This is a genomic window from Marinobacter maritimus, from assembly GCF_007671675.1.
Classification (GTDB): Bacteria; Pseudomonadota; Gammaproteobacteria; order Pseudomonadales; family Oleiphilaceae; genus Marinobacter; species Marinobacter maritimus.
In genome coordinates this window covers 650,959-669,409 of the sequence record NZ_VCGW01000002.1, presented here as the reverse complement: position 1 = coordinate 669,409, position 18,451 = coordinate 650,959, and the positions used below count along the sequence as shown (strand labels likewise).

The window sequence follows — 18,451 nt, the reverse complement described above, 5'->3', positions numbered from 1 at the left end:
CGATAACGATGAGCTGCGAAAATACAGCTTCTTGTCTTTAAACAACCTGCCGGGCGATGTTCCAGCCAATGGCAAAATTTATGTTTATAAAGCATAGAACAGCTTTCGCTGCCCTGCCCCGCAGATTGAGCCATTTATCGCCAGACAACTGCAGGACATATCAATCAAGGCCGGATTTCCGTAGTATTTTTACTACCTATTACTCAAAAACTTTGGCTGAAACGTGAAACCTTCCGACAAATCACAAAGATAATTACGATTAGTTACGCAATAATGCCTTTTTTTCGATATCCAAACAACCAGACTCCGACCAACGTCTTAGTACCTGCAGAACCTCTCTTTTCATTACCGTCCTAAACGATATCGATACAAAACCTGACAGCCATTCACGGCAATTAATATTGTTTTTCAGATAGTTAATAGCTTTACGCTTGCCGCCCCCAGTTTACTCTTCACATTTTTAATTAGACCTGAAACTAAACAATAATTTATGTATACTCCTCTGCCCATTTTTTGACCATCGGAGCGGCGCTTATTTGCCCTCCGCAATTTCAGACTCTTAATCACAGAGGGCGAACCATGAATTCAATCGTCACTTTTCCCAACCGGATTCCTACAGCTGAATTCGAGGAGCGACGCTTCAAGGTTTACACCGACCGCCAGTTAGACAAGATCGAGATCATTCAGAACCTCCCTGCAGAGACCTTGTTTGAAATGAGGGTCGTCGCCAGCGTGCTGCCTTTTCGGGTGAATGAGTATGTGATCAACGAACTGATCAACTGGGACAAGGTGCCCAACGACCCCATTTATCAGTTGGTTTTCCCCCAGAAAGGCATGCTCAAAGACGAGCACTTTGAGCGCATGGCCCAGATGCATCGGGACGGCGCCGAGAAAAAAGAAATTCAGGCCGTCGCCAAAGAGATCCGCGACGAGCTGAACCCTCACCCGGCCGGCCAGATGGAAATGAACATGCCGGAGCTTGAAGGCGAAGTGCTCGACGGCGTGCAACACAAGTACCGCGAGACCGTGCTATTTTTCCCGGCCCAGGGCCAGACCTGCCACTCTTACTGCACCTTCTGTTTCCGCTGGGCGCAGTTTGTCGGCGACAAAGATCTGAAAATGTCGAGCACCGAAGCGGACAAGCTGCATGGTTATCTGCAGGAGCACACCGAAGTAACCGATTTGCTGGTGACCGGTGGCGACCCCATGGTCATGAAAACCAAAAGTCTGGCTCAGTACCTTGAGCCTTTGCTACAGCCAGAGTTCGACCACATCCAGACCATCCGAATCGGCACCAAGGCTTTAACGTTCTGGCCATACCGCTTCGTGACGCACAAGGATGCAGATGAGCTGATCGATCTGTTTGCCCAGCTTGTGGACGCCGGCAAGCACGTTGCGATCATGGCCCATTACAACCACTGGCAGGAAATCACCACCGACATTGCCGAAGAGGCCATTCGTCGTATCCGTGCTACCGGCGCGGAAATCCGCGCACAAGGCCCCCTGATCAAACACGTGAACGACGATGCAGATGCCTGGGCCAAACTGTGGAAGAAAGAAGTACAGCTCGGCATCATTCCCTACTACATGTTTGTGGAGCGCGACACCGGCGCCAAGAACTACTTCGAAGTGCCGCTTGCAGAAGCCTTCAATATTTACCGCGAAGCCATGAAAAAAGTCAGCGGCCTGGCACGCACCGCGCGCGGTCCCAGCATGAGCGCCGGACCTGGCAAAGTGGAGGTCCAGGGAATTGCCGAAGTGAATGGCGAAAAGGTTTTTGTACTGCGTTTTCTGCAAGGCCGAAACCCCGACTGGGTGCAGCGTCCATTCTTTGCCAAGTACAGCAAGACAGCGACTTGGCTGCATGAACTGGAGCCGGCATTTGGCGAAGAAAAGTTCTTTTTCGAGGATGAGTTCGAAGCGATGAAGAAAGGGACCGGCTGAGGCTGCAACCAGACAAAGATAAAGCTTGAGAGGAAGGCCAGATGGAGGGATTCATCTGGCCTTCTCACTTTCGGCAGCCCTCACGGGCTGACAACAAGTGCTTGAACCCGAACTAAATGGTTAAAAAGAGTGAAATTGTGTTTCTTTATATATCCGGGCGTCTTCCACCGGACAGGCTAAAGCCAGTCCCCTGGCGGGCTCCCGCCCTGCTCTAAAGTTCATCCCCCAAGCCTTGCGATCTCAACACCCCCATATGGGGGCATGCGCAAAAAAAAACACGTGATAGCTTCATCGACTTCAACATTGGCGGTTCATAAGGAGTTTTCGGTGAAGATAATAAAACACATAGCAATAGCAGGCGCGCTGTCTTCTTCATTACTGCTTGTTGGTTGCGGAGGGTCATCAAGCAGCAACTCGGCACAAAACCCTCAAGCCAACTCACAAGACATTTCCGGCACAGCGACCGCTCCGGCAGGCGCAGTCGCACATTACGAGGCGCAAAACGCGCTCGAACTGGCACTGAACTTCTTCATTTCTCCCCTTGCGGCAGCCATTACGGGGCTTGATCCGATCAGTGGTGCCACAGTTGAGTTGATCCGGGTCGACAATTCCGGCAATCAAGTGGGTGATGTGCTGGCAACAACCGCCACGTCGATTACCGGGGACTACAATCTGACCCTGCCTCAGGGCGTCAATCTTGCGGGCAACCTTGTTGTCAGAATTACCGGTAGCAATGACACGCTCCGCGCTCAAGTGGTCGAGCAGGATGTAGACATTTCACCAGTATCCGAGTTTGTACTGCAGAAGTTCATCAGCCAGGGTGCCGCGCTGGATCAGCTTGCTGTAACCGATGTAGTAAAGCTATCCGGCCGGGTAGAGGAGTTTGATCTTACGCTATCAGGCTCAAACAATCTGGAGCAGGCTTTTACCGCACTGGAAGATAAACTAGGCGATTTTCTTGAAAGTGAAGTCGCTATCGTTACATCTACCAAAGGGGATGCTTCCGGCATTGCCGGCAACTATCGCAGCTCTGCACTCTCTTTCGGATTGCACGACAGCGACAGCAACAACTTTGGTACCTTCGCCAACGACCTATGGTCCAGCACGTTTACATTTGCAGATAACGGAAACGGCGCCGTCACCATTACACACCTTGCAGAAGACAGCTTTTACTACAACCTGTCTGGCAATGCACTGAACCAAAGCAGCGTTTACTACGAATCAGAAACAGAGTCGGTTGACGAAAGCTTTCCTGCAACCCTTACCTCCAGCGGCATATTGTCGATTGCCGGTGAGTTTGAAGAGGACATAGACGGCGATTTTGGTTGGCGCTTTCCTGGCATCAACTTAAACCTCTTGCGTGTCGCAGATACTGGCACGTTCTTCCTGATTTCAAACGAAGCCGCTGTGCGATACGCAACAGTTGATACCAATAACGATGACATCAAAGACGCTATAGATCCACAGAACAAGTTGGGGGACGAGGCCTTCCGTTCACTGGAAGTTTTTAGTCGGCAACCCGCCGCATTTACCAATAGCGACCTGACCGGAACATTCGGTCGGGTTTTCCTGGAGTCCTGGGTAACAAACGGCATCATTGAGGTTCAAACTGAAATCAATACATTAACCTTTGATGGCGCCGGGAATTACGATTACGGTACCGTCGCAGGCCACCTGATAGGCCTGACACCAGGGGGCGCCACCTACAACCCCATCACAGAGACTGCCGAAACCAACCAACCTATGGTCATTACCGCAGATGGCGACATCACGTCAGCCGGTGGCGAGCCATCCGACGGTTTCATTAACGACACCTTTGACCTGCTGGTATTCGCTGAAGCCGACGGCACCAATCAGCAGGAAGCTGAAACCAACAAAACGCTGCTGGTAAAACTACCGGAATCAGCCCCAACGGTTACGGGCAACGAGTACCGCATGCTGCTGATGTCCATGAAGCTGGACGCCGGCGAGGAACTGTTGATGACGTCAAGCAAGTTCAACACCTTCCTGACGATGGCATCGGAAACGAGTGGCACTATTGACGGCGCGTTTTTCGAAGTTCGCAAAACCGGCCTGGGCGGTAATCTTGACATCGCCACCGATACCGCCGAAAACCTCTCAGTCGACGTGAGTCTGGGAGGCGCGGGCATAAGCACCCTGACAGTCGGCGGAGAAGGCGGTGGTACGACCACTATGGAAGGTTTTTTCAACGAAAACGCCACTCTTGGTGTCTTCACGCTCAGCTACGCAGAAGCAAACGAAGACCCGGATGAACTGGGCATGGTTGTTCTGGTAAAGACCGGTAACTGACGTCACCGACGATAGGGCGCGTCTTTCATTGCGCGCCTTATCGCAATTATCGCAATAACGCCGAAAGAATCGTACTGATTAGCTGGCCTTGCCGGGTTTGCCCGGTTTTATGGAATATCTGCTTAAGATAACTTCGGATCGTAGCCTCGCTTTTACACCGTTTTTCGGCAATATCTTTGAGACTGAGCCCCGTAACAAGATCCTCACACACCTCCGCTTCTACCGGTGACAGAACAAAACACTCAGCTATCGCGGCAGCGCTGGGAAATACTCTCGAATCCGAGTCGATCAGCGTTATTAGCACTCCGCCTGTGAGCAATTCGTTGTACTCAAGAGGCCGGATAGTCATTACCAGCGGTGACCTGGCGTCGCGATTGATAATCAGTGTTTCCGGTCGTGCCGCTGCGCCCGTTATCGCGGCATCCGAGGCTCGTGTAATAGCACGGAAAAACATCTTCTGCGTGACTTCAGCCGGAAAACACAAACGCTCGGAGCGCATAGTCAGGCAGCGCTCACCTTCCAGCAACTGATTTCCGCGCTGGTTCGCAAGCACCACCATACCCCGGTTATTCAGAAGAAAGGCCGCCTCGGGAATCAACTCCGCTATTGCTGATAGCGACTGCTGCGTGCTCGGGTGCTGATGAAAGGTTTGCGCCAGACTGACAGTTTGCCGCACAAACGGCACCAGCCGGTTCATGGCACCAAGCTCCTCAGGGAAATACCGACCTTGAGCAACGGTTCGCTGCACAGTAAGCAGAATGATGTGTGTGGCAGACGAATCAACCACAAGCCATGCCGAATCAAGCATGCTCTGATCAGATTCCCAGCGACCATAATCATCACCAGGCGGGCCGTTTGCAATTAACGGTAAGGCAGAGTTGAACACACCTGGCTGCTGGTTGATGGCATGATTGGTAACCGCGTCATGCTCAATCATGTTGTTGTCCAGGTACCAGCCTACCATCTCATCAGAGAGCCCTGCGTGCCATATGTGTTCTATGGTTCTCGGCGCCCTGCGGATGAAAGAGAGTTGCGCAGCGCAGCCATTAACGGCCGAGGTCAGCATTACCAGGAAATCGTGGAAGCCAGCCTGATGCTGCAACGACTGGTAAAGACACCGGATCAGCTCAGATTCGTTAGGCAGAACTTCTTGAGGATTCGATACCCCATGAAGTGGTTGAGACTCCAGTGGTTGAGACTCCATGAAATCCCTCGTTCTTTTTTTTATGGAAGCACATTGCCTGTTTCAACAAGCCAAACTATAAAAGAATCTCTACCGATGTGAAGCAAAAATAGATATATCGAAGATCTCTGGCCCGGAGCGCCAACCATGCGCAATGGCATCGCCCTCGCTCCGGCTTGTGGAATTAATGCATCAGTGTATACAGCTTTCGCCGATAGGTGCGCACGTCCGGGTTGTTATTTCCAAGCTTCTCAAACAGCTCAACCAGTGTGGTTTTGGCCACTTCATCTTTATATTTGCTGTCAACCTGCATAAGCCGGATCAGCAGCTCCATGGCTTCGGCATTCTTTTCCGCCAGCACGTTGTGAAGTGCCAGGAGGTGCAAAGCATTCGGGTCTTTCGGGTCCTGTTCCAGAGCCATTTCCAGATCCTTTACAGGTGGCAGCTCCGCCGACTGCTTGAGGAACTTTATTCTGGCCGCCAACTGCTTTGCCTGCTGTTGCAGCTTCTCCTCCGGCGGCAGACTTTCCAGAACCTGTTCAGCGGTTTCGAGATCACCGGATTCAGCCTTCAGTTGGGCAAGGTCAATCAGCACCTTGAGGTTCTCTGGATCGTCCCGGTTCATTTCTGAAAGAATTTCCATGGCGCCTTCAATATCGCCCTCTTCCCAGATGCGATGGGCTTTCTCGTAAGGCGCCTCATCAGGCAGCTCGATGTGCTTTTCCAACACTTTGCGGATTTCACTTTCTGGCAAGGCACCGTTAAAACCGTCAACCGCCTGGCCATCCTTCACCAGAATAATGGTTGGCAGGCTACGCACACCCAAGCTGGATGTGAGCTGCTCCTGCTCATCCGCATTAACCTTGGCCAGCCGGAACGCGCCATCGTATTCGTTTGCCAGCTTTTCCAGCAGTGGCATTAGCTGTTTGCAGGGTGCACACCATTCGGCCCACACATCCACAAGTACGGGCGTGGAAGCAGAGGCATCCATAACGTCCTGTTGGAAATTTTCCATGGTAGCTTCAAATATATGGGGAGAACTGCTCATGTCTGGCACCTGAAACGTTCATTATGGTTTAAGGCGTTAATGGGGCGCCTGGTGTAATAATTCAAGAGCTTCACTCCAGAGCATTTACAACACCCAAGCTTGAAAATGCGGCTTTCGGCTCTAGTTAGTAATGAACCACTCCTCATACCAGGAAGCAGATACGGCATGAACTACGACAGCGACAAAGACCCACTGGAAGAACTCGAGGAAGACGTCACTGAATACATTGGCAAAAACGAACACAGCAAAGAGCTGGCCCTGCCTCAACAATCGTTGCCGAAGCGCATGTATGTACTGCCCGTATCAAATCGCCCGTTTTTCCCGGCGCAGGTACAGCCGGTTGTGGTCAATCAGAACCCCTGGCAGGAGACGCTCAAGCGCGTAAGCGAAACCGACCACAAAATGCTCGGGATCTGCTTTGTCGATGACCATCAGCCTGGCCAAAGCGTGCCGGCGAGCAACGAACTGGCGACCGTTGGCTGCGCTGTGCGCATTCATCATGCTCAGAATAAAGACGGCAATGTTCAGTTTATTGCCCAAGGCCTGCAGCGCTTCCGGATTGTGCAATGGTTACGCCGGAAGCCGCCGTATCTGGTAGAGGTCGAGTATCCGCAGGAGCCTGAGGAAGATGCAGATGAAACCAAAGCCTACACTCTGGCCATCATCAGCGCGATCAAAGAGCTCCTTCGCACCAACCCTCTGTATGGCGAGGAAGTAAAACAGTACCTCTCGCGTTTTGGCCCGGAAGACAGCTCTCCGCTGACCGATTTTGGCGCCTCCATGACCAGCGCGCCCGGCCCTGAGTTGCAAAGCGTTCTGGACACAGTACCCCTGCTTCCGCGCATGGAAAAAGTGCTTCTGCTGATGCGCAAAGAGCTGGAAGTGGCGCGTTTACAGTCTGAAATCAGCGAAGAAGTAAATGAAAAGGTGCAAAAACACCAGCGCGACTTCTTCCTGAAAGAGCAGCTGAAAGTGATCCAGCGTGAGCTGGGTATGTCGAAAGACGATAAAACGGCCGATGCCGAACGCTTTGAAAACCAAATGGCAGAGCTGAACCCTCCCGAGGCGGTGCAGGAGCGCTTCGACGATGAGTTGCAGAAACTGCGCATTCTGGAGCAGGGCTCGCCGGAATATGGCGTTACCCGCAACTATCTCGACTGGCTGACTCAGGTGCCCTGGGGCCAGCATTCCGAAGACCACTTTGATCTGGCGGAGGCTCGCCGTATCCTCGACCGGGATCACGACGGCCTGGGCGATGTGAAAGACCGGATTATCGAGTTCCTGGCAGAAGGGTCATTCAAAGGCGAAGTTAGCGGCTCAATCCTTCTGTTAGTTGGTCCTCCGGGCGTCGGCAAAACCTCTATTGGCCACTCAGTGGCGGATGCGCTGGGCCGCAAATTTTTCCGGTTCAGCGTTGGCGGCATGCGTGATGAGGCGGAAATCAAAGGTCATAGGCGCACCTATATTGGCGCCATGCCAGGCAAGTTTGTGCAAGCGCTGAAAGATACCAAAGTAGCCAATCCGGTCATCATGCTTGATGAAATCGACAAGATTGGTGCGTCCTATCAGGGCGACCCGGCCTCTGCCCTTCTGGAAACTCTGGATCCGGAACAGAACAAGGAGTTTCTGGATCACTACCTGGATGTCCGTATGGACCTGTCCAAAGTGCTCTTCATTTGCACGGCCAACCAGCTTGACACCATTCCCAGGCCGCTACTGGACCGCATGGATGTTATCCGCCTGTCTGGCTATATTGGTGAGGAAAAGCTTGCCATCGCCAAGCATCACCTCCTGCCGCGTTTGCTTAAGCGGGCGGGGCTTCTGAAGAAACAGTTCAACATTACCGACGCCGCCATGCGGCAGGTTATAGAAGGCTATGCCCGCGAAGCCGGTGTCCGGAACCTGGAAAAGCTGCTACACAAAGTCATGCGTAAGGGCATCGTAAAACTTCTGGAAGCACCGGATGAGCCGATAAAAGTAGGTGTATCCGATCTGCAGGAATACCTCGGACAACCCACGTTCCGGAAAGAGAAAGCGCTCAAAGGTGTCGGAGTGGTTACCGGGCTCGCCTGGACCGCCATGGGCGGTGCAACGCTTAGCATGGAAGCCACACGGGTTCACACCAGCCAGCGCGGATTCAAACTGACCGGCCAGCTTGGCGATGTCATGAAAGAGTCTGCAGAAATCGCTTACAGCTACGTTTCCTCCAACCTGAAACGATTCAAAGGCGACCCCGGCTTTTTCGACAAGTCCTTCGTGCATCTCCATGTACCGGAGGGCGCTACGCCCAAAGACGGCCCCAGCGCAGGCGTCACCATGGCCACTGCCCTGCTTTCTATCGCCCGGCGTGAGGCGCCTCAGCAAAATACCGCAATGACTGGTGAGTTAACGCTCACCGGACAGGTTCTGCCTGTGGGCGGCATACGCGAGAAAGTCATCGCTGCCCGCCGGCAGAAAATCAGCAATCTGATTCTGCCAGAAGCGAACCGCGGAGATTACGAGGAGCTGCCGGACTACCTCACGGAAGGCTTGACCGTTAACTTCGCCCGACATTACAACGATGTGTTCCAGGTGTGCTTCGGCAACAAGCCCAGAACGGGCTCGTCGGTACACTGAACCGGAGGGAAGAAAAGGCTCAGGCTTTTTCTTTCCAGCCATCGTCCTTCAATACCGGGCCTACATCCAGAACCGGCGAAGCATCAATGTCGTCTGCATCCATCATGTTGGCCACGCGCTGAAGGGACGCCAGAATCATATTCTGTTCCCACTCATGAAGGCTCTGGAATTTCTTTATGAAATCCTCCTGCAGGGGATTCGGTGCGCGAGACAGTATGTCTGCCCCACCCTCGGTCAGATGCGCGTGAACCTTTCGTTTGTCCTGCGTACTGCGAACACGATAGACCAGCTGTCGGTGCTCAAGGCGATCGAGGATGGTCGTAACCGTGGCCTGGCTGAGGCTGACCTTATCGGCGATCGTGCCTATAGTCACCTCTCCCAGATCCCGGATTGTTCTCATGATTAACAGTTGCGGGCCGGTGAGTCCGGCATTTTTGCTAAGGCGCTTGGAGTGAAGGTCCGTTGCCCGGATAACACGCCTGAGTGCCACCAGAACATGCTCATGATTGTTCACTGTAATAATGCTCCGCTGAAACTTCCCGATCTTTACTTACACCACTAATTATTAGAGGTTTTCGGACCCTGGAATGCAAGTAGCAGATTCTCCCACCCCATTCAGGTAAATCCAAGGCGATACTTCGTTCGATATCAATCTGGAAAAGTTGCGTGTCCACGAAAGCTTCCGCACACTGGTGTTCCCGGTCCATCCTGACAGAAAAGAAGTTTGAGCCGGAAAATGTTAAATATTCAACGAAGGCTCAGGCTAGCTTGACAAGGCTGGATACGTAGTGTTTGTTTAGCTTTCTGAGAACATAAGAATAACCCTGAACCTAACAGGACAGACACAATGACAACTTCACTGAAAAAACTCGTAACCGCCGTTAGTGCTTCCGTTGCCCTCATGGGCGCCGGCCACGCAGCCGCGGACATTCAGATTGGCATCGCAGGCCCAATGACCGGCCCCGTTGCACAGTACGGGGACATGCAGTTCTCCGGCGCTCGCATGGCCATTGAGCAGATCAACGCCAATGGTGGCGTGATGGGCGAGAAGCTCGTTGCTGTAGAATACGATGACGTTTGTGACCCCAAGCAGGCTGTAACTGTCGCAAACCGACTGGTCAACGATGGCGTCCGTTACGTGATCGGCCACCTTTGCTCCAGCTCGACCCAGCCCGCCTCGGATATTTATGAGGACGAAGGCATCCTGATGGTCACGCCCGCTTCAACCAGCCCCGAGATCACCGAGCGAGGCTATGAGCTGATCTTCCGCACCATCGGGCTCGACAGCATGCAGGGACCGGTTGCCGGCAACTACATCGCCAGCCAGAGCCCCAAGCGTGTTGCGGTCATTCACGATAAGCAACAGTACGGTGAAGGTATTGCAACGGCAGTACGTGACACTCTGAAAGACAAAGGCATCGAGATTGCCATGTTCGAAGGTGTTACTGCCGGCGACAAAGACTTCTCTTCCCTGGTCACCAAGCTCAAGCAAGCCGATGTGGATTACGTTTACTTTGGCGGCTATCACCCTGAATTGGGACTGATTCTGCGCCAGGCGCGTCAAGCAAACCTGGACGCCAAGTTCATGGGCCCGGAAGGCGTTGGTAACAAAGATATCAACACAATTGCCGGTGAAGCCGCTGAAGGTCTTCTGGTAACACTGCCACCAAGTTTCGACGAAAAAGCTGAAAACCAGAGCCTGGTACAAGCATTCGAAGCCAAGGGTGAGGACCCCTCAGGCCCGTTCGTTCTGACCTCCTACGCTGCTGTGCAGCTGGTTGCTGACGGTATCGAAGCTGCGGAATCCACGGATCCATTCGATGTTGCTGCCGCATTGCGCAGCGGCAGCTTTGAAACACCAATCGGCACGGTGCAATACGACAAAGCCGGCGACATGAAGTCATTTGAATTTGTAGTGTACGAATGGCATTCAGATGGCAGCAAAACTCCGGTAAACTAAGCCCAATCGTTAATAAACGGTAATCATGAGGACACCTTCTCACCGCGATCCGGGAGAAGGTGTTTTTCTAGGCTCCTGTTGATCCTGTCCCATTGCCAGCCCGGTTATCCCGTGTGTGGTGTGTTTCAGGGGAGGGAGCAGGCCTCCGGAGTCAAACAACAATGCAAGACCTCCTGTATTTCTCCCAGCAGCTCATCAACGGGCTAACGATCGGGAGCGCCTATGCCCTGATCGCCATCGGTTACACGATGGTTTACGGCATCATCGGCATGATCAACTTTGCCCATGGTGAAATCTATATGATCGGCGCTTACACGGCGCTGATTGCGATTACCGGCCTGACCGCTCTCGGTCTTGCCTGGCTCCCTCTGATTCTTGTCGTTGCGCTTTTGTGCGCGATGCTTGTTTCCAGCTCCATGGGTTGGGCCGTGGAACGTGTCGCCTATCGCCCCGTGCGTGGCCGTCACCGCCTGATTCCCCTGATCTCTGCGATCGGCATGTCCATCTTCCTGCAGAACTATGTGCATCTTGCCCAAGGCTCCCGCAACGTCGGTTTTCCCGCACTTATTGAGGGTGGGTTCAACTTTGGCTCTGACGGGAATTTCCAGATGTCGCTGTCGTATATGCAGATCACTATCTTTGTGACCACCCTGATTTGCATGACCGCGCTCTCGCTGTTCATTTCCCGTTCCCGTACCGGTCGCGCCTGCCGGGCAGTTTCCCAGGATCTGGGCATGGCCAGCCTGCTGGGCATTGACACCAACCGCATTATCTCGGCCACCTTCATCATTGGTGCAGCACTGGCGGCGGTTGCAGGCTTGCTTCTGGGCATGTACTACGGCTCGATTGACCCATTGTTCGGCTTTATTGCGGGGCTCAAAGCCTTTACCGCAGCCGTGCTCGGCGGCATTGGCAGCATTCCCGGCGCCATGCTCGGCGGTCTGATTCTTGGAGTGGCTGAAAGTATGACCTCCGGATATCTCAGCGGCGAATACAAAGACGTCGTCTCGTTCGGCTTGCTGATCCTTATTCTGCTGTTCAAACCTACGGGCCTGCTCGGCAAACCGGAGGTTGAAAAGATCTGATGGCTGCTAACAACTTCAGACATGCGCTGTTTTGCGCAGTTGTCACGCTAATAATCTCTATCCCTATCCTTGGGCTTAACCTGGAAGCCAAAGGCATCAACATCATCCTCACGGGAGCCAAAACCTCAACCTACGTTGCCATTGTTCTGGCGGCGGTTGCCGTGTTTGTTTTCCAGGCATACCGTGACTCGATCATGGGCTTACTGGGCAAGTTGCCCAATTTCAACCCGCTGGCAGACAAAGAACCCATGGAGCAATCCAAGCGGGTAAAGCTGGAGTCCTGGATACTGACCGGTATCGTAGTGCTTGCACTGTTCTGGCCGTTTGTCGTGTCACGAGGCTCGGTGGATCTTGCCACTCTGGTTTTGATTTACGTCATGCTGGCTCTGGGGCTGAACGTGGTCGTCGGTCTCGCTGGCCTGCTGGATCTTGGGTATGTTGCCTTCTATGCAGTGGGCGCCTACACCTTCGCCCTGCTGTCGCAATATACAGGCATCTCGTTCTGGATGGCTTTGCCCATTGGTGCGTTACTCGCAGGGCTGACAGGCATGATTCTGGGCTTCCCGGTTTTGCGCCTCAGGGGAGATTACCTGGCGATCGTCACCCTGGGTTTTGGCGAAATCATCCGCATCCTGCTTAACAACTGGACCACTCTGACCGGCGGCCCCAACGGAATAGGCGGTATTCCTGAACCTACGCTGTTTGGCATGGAGTTTGGCCGGCGTGTGAAGGAAGAAGGCAACACGTCGTTCCACGAAACCTTCGGCATTGCGTACAGCGGCGAGCACAAGGTCATCTTCCTGTACCTGATCGCATTGGTACTGGCTGTTATCACGGCCCTGATCATCCGCCGCTTTATGCGCATGCCGGTAGGCCGTGCCTGGGAAGCCTTGCGGGAAGATGAAATCGCTGCGCGCTCTCTCGGCCTCAGCCGCACCGCCGTCAAGCTCTCTGCTTTCACCATCGGCGCGTTCTTTGCGGGCTTTGCAGGCACTGTGTTCGCCTCCAAGCAAGGCTTCATCAGTCCGGAATCTTTTGTGTTCCTCGAGTCCGCCATCATCCTTGCGATTGTGGTTCTGGGCGGCATGGGATCACAGCTCGGCGTTATATTGGCGGCTATCGCGGTAACCATCCTGCCCGAGCTGGCACGAGAGTTTTCCGAATACCGCATGCTGATTTTTGGCGCTGCCATGGTGTTGATGATGGTCTGGCGACCACAGGGTCTGCTACCTATGCGCCGCATCCACATCACACTGAACAAGCAGGAGTGACAGACAATGCTTGAAGTACAGAATCTGTCCATGCGCTTCGGCGGCCTGCTGGCAGTAGACGGCGTTTCGCTGGACGTTCAGGAACGGGAAATCGTTTCCATTATCGGCCCCAACGGCGCTGGGAAGACCACCGTATTCAACTGCATGAGCGGCTTTTACAAGCCTTCCGGCGGAAAGATACTTTTCGAAGGCAAGGAAGTGCAGGGCACGCCGGATTACAAGATTTCCCGGCTGGGCATGGTCAGAACCTTTCAGCATGTTCGTCTGTTCACTCAGATGTCCGTCGTGGAAAACCTGCTGGTCGCCCAACACCGACACCTCAACACCAACATGCTGGCGGGGCTTTTGGGCACGCCCGACTACAAGAAGCGGGAACAGAAAGCGCTGGATCGCGCTGCTTACTGGCTGGAACGTGTCGGCCTACTGGATCTCGCCAACCGGGACGCAGGCAACCTTGCTTACGGCCAGCAGCGACGGCTTGAAATAGCGCGCTGCATGGTCACAGAGCCGAAACTGCTGATGCTCGACGAGCCGGCAGCAGGCCTTAACCCGGCGGAAACCAAAGAACTCAATCAGCTCATCGTGAGCCTGAAGGAGGACTACAACGTTTCCGTGGTGCTGATTGAGCACGACATGAGCCTGGTAATGGATATTTCCGACCGGATTAACGTCATCAACCAGGGGCGCCCCCTGGCCAGCGGTACTCCGGAAGAAATCCGCCAGAACGACGACGTGATCAAAGCTTACCTGGGCGAGGCCTGACTATGAGCATGCTTGTACTAGAAGATGTCCATACCCATTACGGCAAGATTGAGGCCCTCCACGGGGTCTCTGTTGAAGTAAACAAGGGTGAAATCGTCTCGCTGATCGGTGCCAACGGCGCCGGAAAAACGACGCTGCTGATGACCGTATGCGGAATGCCACAAGCCAGTTCGGGGCGCGTCGTCCTGGAAGGCCGGGATATCACCCATGAGCCTACCTCGCAGATTATGCGCTCCGGACTGGCGATAGTGCCCGAAGGCCGTCGCATATTTTCGGGCCTGACGGTTGAAGAAAACCTGCACATGGGCGGCTTCTTCAATACCAAATCCGAAATTCGCAAAAGCCAGGCTCACGTTTACGAATTGTTCCCGCGCCTGAAAGAACGTGAACATCAGCGCGCGGGCACCATGTCCGGAGGCGAGCAGCAGATGTTGGCGATAGGGCGGGCACTCATGAGCCGGCCCAACATGATTATTCTGGATGAACCATCACTGGGCCTTGCACCACTGGTGATCAAACAGATCTTCGAGATCATTGGCCATCTTCGGGAAGAAGGCATCACGGTGTTCCTGGTGGAGCAAAACGCGCACCAGGCGCTGCATCTCGCCGATCGTGGTTATGTGCTCGAAACCGGAAAAATCCGCCTGCACGATACAGGCAAGAATCTGCTCGAGAACCCGGACGTGCAGAACGCCTACCTGGGTGGCTGAAACAGCGCCCACGATACTACTGAACCGGAGCCTGCTCCGGTTTTTTTATGCCTGAACTTTACACTGCTGCCCGCTAAGCAGACCAAATAATCTCTTAAAATCAAATGGTCACCGAACTATAGACTTGCCACTTCCAAATCTGCACTATACTCAAGGCAACGGTCTTTGCGCTTTTTTCACGAGAAATCTGTCAGAGCCGTTCCCACACAGCCCGCAATTCAGTTGGCTGTGTGGATTTTGCGACGACTGTAAAAATATTCAAAGGAGTGGAAAATGAAAAAACTGATCGCAGGTGCAATTCTTCTGGGTGCTTCTTCCATGGCTTTTGCTCAACCGGGCTGCGGCGTTGGCGCCATGATCTGGAAAGGACAATCCGGTGTTGCTCCCCACGTACTGGCTGCAACAACCAACGGTACCTTCGGCAACCAGACATTCGGTATGACCTCGGGCACCCTGGGCTGCCAGACCAACGAGTCTGTTCAGTCAATGGCCATGTACATGGACAGCAACATCGATAAAGTAGCTCGCGACATGTCTCGTGGCAACGGTGAGAACCTGGAAACTCTGGCAGTTCTTCTGGGCGTTGAAGAAGCAGATCGCGGCGCTTTCCGCGACGTCCTGCAGGATAACTTCGCTGCTATTTTCCCAAGCTCCGAAACGACCTCCGGTGAAGCAGTGGACGCCATTGTCGCCCTGCTGGAAAAGAATGAGTCGCTGAGCAAATACGTAGCGGCCTGATAGCTGAACTGCAGGGATGCCCGAGCGCCAAGGATGGCGCGCTTTCCCCGTTTTATCACCTTCGACCGGAAATCGCATTTACCCATGAGCAACACGCTTCGCATTGGGCCAGCTGTGCTTTGGCTCATCATCAGCTTACCGCTGCAGGCTCAGGTACAGACGGCAGACAAACCTTTACACCTGGACCCTGCGTGGCTCACGCTCATTCACTACCAGCCTTCGCGACTTGGCGGTGGCTATACCAGCCAGGCCGATGATCCTGCGTTTTTTCTTAGCGAGAGCGGCAAGACCTCGCCGAAAGCAGAACTCGAAGCAACACTGGACGCGATCCAGCAGCCGGGAAACGGAAACGAACACGCCAGATGCCGATTCCCCGCAAGGGACGCCTGGCTTCGCGAACGCCTTGATCTCCCAGCAAATACAGCAGACTGCCCCGGTTACCAGGAATGGACGGAAACGCTGAATACCGAAAGCGTTACTTTGGTTTTTGCCGCCTCCTACCTGAACAGCCCCTCATCGATGTTCGGCCACACTTTCCTGAGGCTGGACCCACCGCAAGAAGACGAGCAAACAAACCTGCTGCTTGCCAATACGATTTCCTACGCCGCCGATGCCGCCGCCCACGACAGCGAGCTGCTTTTCGCCTACCGGGGAATTTTCGGCGGTTACCCGGGCATTACAACCGTGCAGCCCTACTACGAAAAAATCAGGCTCTACTCAGACATTGAGCACCGGGATCTGTGGGAATACACGCTGAATCTCGATCAGCAGGAAGTGGATTTTATGCTGGCCCACGCCTGGGAGATCCGCGACCGTAATTTTGATTACTATTTTTTTGACGAAAACTGCGCCTATCGCCTGCTCGCCCTTATCGACATCGCGCGCCCTGGAACCAATCTGCTGGATGAAGTCAGCACCCACGCCATACCATCCGACACAGTGCGCTGGGTCATCGACAAGGATCTGGTCAGTAAAGTGCATTATCGACCTTCAGCGGCCACCTCGGTTGCGCATAACCTTTCAACGCTATCCAGCTCGCATCAGACCCTTGCGGCGGCCATAGCCAATGGCTACGTAAAGCCAGACAGTGATGAAGTGCTTGCGCTCTCCCCACAGGAGCGCGCGCATGTGCTCGACGCCACCTACGACTACGTGCGCTACCAAAGCGAGGCAGACAGCTGGCCAAGAGAAATGGCCGCCCCCCTCTCTCACAATCTGCTGCGTGAGCGCAGTAAAATCGACGGTGTTGCGCCACGTGAGGAACCGCCTGAGCCGGAGGTACGTGACGACCAGGGCCACGATACGTTCCGTATCAGCTTGGGCGCCGGACAACTGGCCCATCGTGAGTTTACCCAGCTCACGTTCCGACCGGCTTATCACGATATCCTCGACCCGCCTGCCGGTTACCGAAGCGGCGCCCAGCTACAGTTTTTACGCGTAGACGCTCGCTATTACACCGACAACGACGAACTGCAACTGGAACAGCTCACGGGTGTGGAAATCCGCTCCCTGAGCCCCCGAAACGCATTCTTTTCGCCGTTGTCGTGGCAGGTGGGCTTTGGTGGCCGCCGCACCGACACCGGCGACAAAAGAGTTCTGGCGCCCTATCTGGAAGGTGGCGCGGGTGGCAGCTGGAGTCTCGGCCAACAAACTCAGGCATTTGCCATTGCGACGGCTGATCTGGAAATAGATGACGACCTGCGCCGTGGCTATGACGCTGCGCCCGGTGCCGACATTGGCCTACTGCACCAGAACAACCGCTTCAGCCTGACGGCCGGCGCCAAAACCAAAGCCTGGATTGTCAGCAGCCAACACCGGCAAGATCAGGTATACGCCAAAGGCAACTGGCACATCGGCCGTGAATTCAGCCTGTTCGCCGAATTCACCCGGGAAGATCACTACGACAGGTACCAGAGCACATGGCAAGCCGGACTACACGCTTACTTCTGAAAACCACCAGCCTGAAAACCCCCTTGCTGGTCCTGCTCGTCTCAGCCGCTGCGCTATTACAAAGCGGCTGCAGCAGCCTGTTCTTCTTCCCGGATAAAACGACCTACATAACGCCGGACAGGCTCAACCTGTCCTTCGAAAATGTATACCTCGACACGTCCGACGGCGAAACTCTTCACGGTTGGTGGCTACCCGCGCAAAGCCGACCTAAAGGAACTGTTTACTTTCTGCATGGCAATGCCCAGAACATCAGCAGCCATCTGCTCAACATCGCCTGGCTGCCCGCAGAAGGCTATAACGTCTTCACCATCGACTACCGGGGCTACGGCAAATCCACCGGCGCACCCGACATAGAAGGCGCCCTCCACGACTCCGAAACCGGTCTGCGCTGGCTGGTAAACAAACCTGACGTCCAAAACGCCCCCATCTTTCTCCTTGGCCAAAGCCTGGGTGGCGCCCTGGGGCTGACTCTCGCCAGCGAATGGGTACAAAGAAACGAAACCCCGGAGATAAACGGGGTCGTCCTCGACGGAACCTTCTCCGGCTTCCGCGGCATAGCGAAAGAAAAGCTCTCAGAGTTCTGGCTAACCTGGCCGCTCCAGATTCCCCTGAGCTGGACAATTCCAAATGAATACGAGGGCGTGGACCAGATAGCAAACATCAGCCCTGTGCCCGTTATGGTCATTCACAGCGTCCGCGACGGCATCATCCCCTTCCATCACGGCCAGTCGCTTTATGAGGCCGCCAGTGAACCTAAGCAGTTCCTGCAGACAGATACACCCCATGGGGCAACGTTCATCATTCCTGCTTACAAGAATTCGGTACTGGAATTTCTAAGGGATGACTGATTTCGCAGGTCGCAGGCATTGGTGAG

Annotated in this window: 14 protein-coding genes; 11 read left to right on the top strand and 3 right to left on the bottom strand. The window is 54.1% G+C overall.

Annotation, left to right across the window (positions count from 1 at the left end; genetic code table 11):
• Positions 1-579: 579 nt before the first annotated feature.
• Positions 580-1,944, top strand: a complete 1,365-nt coding sequence (locus tag FFI90_RS10160) for a KamA family radical SAM protein (RefSeq protein WP_144777900.1) — start codon at positions 580-582, stop codon at positions 1,942-1,944.
• A 327-nt stretch (positions 1,945-2,271) separates the two neighbouring features.
• Positions 2,272-4,254, top strand: coding sequence for a hypothetical protein (locus FFI90_RS10155; protein ID WP_144777899.1), 1,983 nt, complete (start codon positions 2,272-2,274; stop codon positions 4,252-4,254).
• Between the two features lie 46 nt (positions 4,255-4,300).
• Here the strand turns inward: FFI90_RS10155 and FFI90_RS10150 are convergent, their stop codons facing one another.
• Positions 4,301-5,458: a helix-turn-helix transcriptional regulator gene (locus FFI90_RS10150; protein WP_144777898.1), complete on the bottom strand. Its 1,158-nt coding sequence runs from the start codon at positions 5,456-5,458 to the stop codon at positions 4,301-4,303.
• Positions 5,459-5,621: 163 nt separating this feature from the next.
• The gene (trxA, locus tag FFI90_RS10145; RefSeq protein ID WP_144777897.1) at positions 5,622-6,485 is read right to left on the bottom strand and encodes a thioredoxin; all 864 of its coding nucleotides are present in this window, start codon (positions 6,483-6,485) and stop codon (positions 5,622-5,624) included.
• A 165-nt stretch (positions 6,486-6,650) separates the two neighbouring features.
• Here trxA and lon point away from each other — a divergent pair, with 165 nt between their 5' ends.
• Positions 6,651-9,101 carry an endopeptidase La gene (gene lon / locus FFI90_RS10140; RefSeq protein ID WP_144777896.1) on the top strand — a complete coding sequence of 817 codons (2,451 nt, stop codon included), beginning with the start codon at positions 6,651-6,653 and terminating at the stop codon, positions 9,099-9,101.
• Between the two features lie 19 nt (positions 9,102-9,120).
• On the opposite strand, the gene FFI90_RS10135 is transcribed toward lon, so the two are convergent.
• Positions 9,121-9,615: a MarR family winged helix-turn-helix transcriptional regulator gene (locus FFI90_RS10135; protein ID WP_144777895.1), complete on the bottom strand. Its 495-nt coding sequence runs from the start codon at positions 9,613-9,615 to the stop codon at positions 9,121-9,123.
• 333 nt (positions 9,616-9,948) lie between these two features.
• On the opposite strand from FFI90_RS10135, the gene FFI90_RS10130 reads away from it, so the two are divergent.
• The 8 genes from FFI90_RS10130 to FFI90_RS10095 all read left to right on the top strand — a co-directional run bounded on the left by FFI90_RS10130 (position 9,949) and on the right by FFI90_RS10095 (position 18,425).
• On the top strand, positions 9,949-11,061 hold the full coding sequence (locus FFI90_RS10130; protein ID WP_144777894.1) for a branched-chain amino acid ABC transporter substrate-binding protein: 1,113 nt from the start codon (positions 9,949-9,951) through the stop codon (positions 11,059-11,061).
• Positions 11,062-11,222: 161 nt separating this feature from the next.
• Positions 11,223-12,146 carry a high-affinity branched-chain amino acid ABC transporter permease LivH gene (gene livH / locus FFI90_RS10125; protein ID WP_144777893.1) on the top strand — a complete coding sequence of 308 codons (924 nt, stop codon included), beginning with the start codon at positions 11,223-11,225 and terminating at the stop codon, positions 12,144-12,146.
• Positions 12,146-13,417, top strand: a complete 1,272-nt coding sequence (locus tag FFI90_RS10120; protein ID WP_144777892.1) for a high-affinity branched-chain amino acid ABC transporter permease LivM — start codon at positions 12,146-12,148, stop codon at positions 13,415-13,417. Before livH ends, FFI90_RS10120 begins: the two co-directional genes overlap by 1 nt.
• 6 nt (positions 13,418-13,423) lie before the next feature.
• The gene (gene livG, locus FFI90_RS10115; RefSeq protein ID WP_144777891.1) at positions 13,424-14,179 is read left to right on the top strand and encodes a high-affinity branched-chain amino acid ABC transporter ATP-binding protein LivG; all 756 of its coding nucleotides are present in this window, start codon (positions 13,424-13,426) and stop codon (positions 14,177-14,179) included.
• Between the two features lie 8 nt (positions 14,180-14,187).
• Complete coding sequence (locus FFI90_RS10110; RefSeq protein ID WP_144778317.1) at positions 14,188-14,889, top strand: ABC transporter ATP-binding protein; 702 nt, start codon at positions 14,188-14,190, stop codon at positions 14,887-14,889.
• 273 nt (positions 14,890-15,162) lie between these two features.
• On the top strand, positions 15,163-15,627 hold the full coding sequence (locus FFI90_RS10105; protein WP_144777890.1) for a DUF3015 domain-containing protein: 465 nt from the start codon (positions 15,163-15,165) through the stop codon (positions 15,625-15,627).
• A gap of 84 nt (positions 15,628-15,711) precedes the next feature.
• Entirely contained in the window at positions 15,712-17,577 is a 1,866-nt protein-coding gene (locus FFI90_RS10100; RefSeq protein WP_144777889.1) for an Lnb N-terminal periplasmic domain-containing protein, read from the top strand.
• Complete coding sequence (locus FFI90_RS10095) at positions 17,547-18,425, top strand: alpha/beta hydrolase (RefSeq protein ID WP_144777888.1); 879 nt, start codon at positions 17,547-17,549, stop codon at positions 18,423-18,425. Before FFI90_RS10100 ends, FFI90_RS10095 begins: the two co-directional genes overlap by 31 nt.
• Positions 18,426-18,451 lie beyond the last annotated feature (26 nt).

What these genes read in the sequence shown, in the direction of transcription:
- FFI90_RS10160 (WP_144777900.1), top strand. Translation starts at nt 580, where the DNA reads ATGAATTCAATCGTCACTTTTCCCAACCGGATTCCTACAGCTGAATTC.
- FFI90_RS10150 (WP_144777898.1), bottom strand. Translation starts at nt 5,458, where the DNA reads ATGGAGTCTCAACCACTGGAGTCTCAACCACTTCATGGGGTATCGAAT.
- trxA (WP_144777897.1), bottom strand. Translation starts at nt 6,485, where the DNA reads ATGAGCAGTTCTCCCCATATATTTGAAGCTACCATGGAAAATTTCCAA.
- lon (WP_144777896.1), top strand. Translation starts at nt 6,651, where the DNA reads ATGAACTACGACAGCGACAAAGACCCACTGGAAGAACTCGAGGAAGAC.
- FFI90_RS10130 (WP_144777894.1), top strand. Translation starts at nt 9,949, where the DNA reads ATGACAACTTCACTGAAAAAACTCGTAACCGCCGTTAGTGCTTCCGTT.
- livH (WP_144777893.1), top strand. Translation starts at nt 11,223, where the DNA reads ATGCAAGACCTCCTGTATTTCTCCCAGCAGCTCATCAACGGGCTAACG.
- FFI90_RS10120 (WP_144777892.1), top strand. Translation starts at nt 12,146, where the DNA reads ATGGCTGCTAACAACTTCAGACATGCGCTGTTTTGCGCAGTTGTCACG.
- livG (WP_144777891.1), top strand. Translation starts at nt 13,424, where the DNA reads ATGCTTGAAGTACAGAATCTGTCCATGCGCTTCGGCGGCCTGCTGGCA.
- FFI90_RS10110 (WP_144778317.1), top strand. Translation starts at nt 14,188, where the DNA reads ATGCTTGTACTAGAAGATGTCCATACCCATTACGGCAAGATTGAGGCC.
- FFI90_RS10105 (WP_144777890.1), top strand. Translation starts at nt 15,163, where the DNA reads ATGAAAAAACTGATCGCAGGTGCAATTCTTCTGGGTGCTTCTTCCATG.
- FFI90_RS10100 (WP_144777889.1), top strand. Translation starts at nt 15,712, where the DNA reads ATGAGCAACACGCTTCGCATTGGGCCAGCTGTGCTTTGGCTCATCATC.
- FFI90_RS10095 (WP_144777888.1), top strand. Translation starts at nt 17,547, where the DNA reads ATGGCAAGCCGGACTACACGCTTACTTCTGAAAACCACCAGCCTGAAA.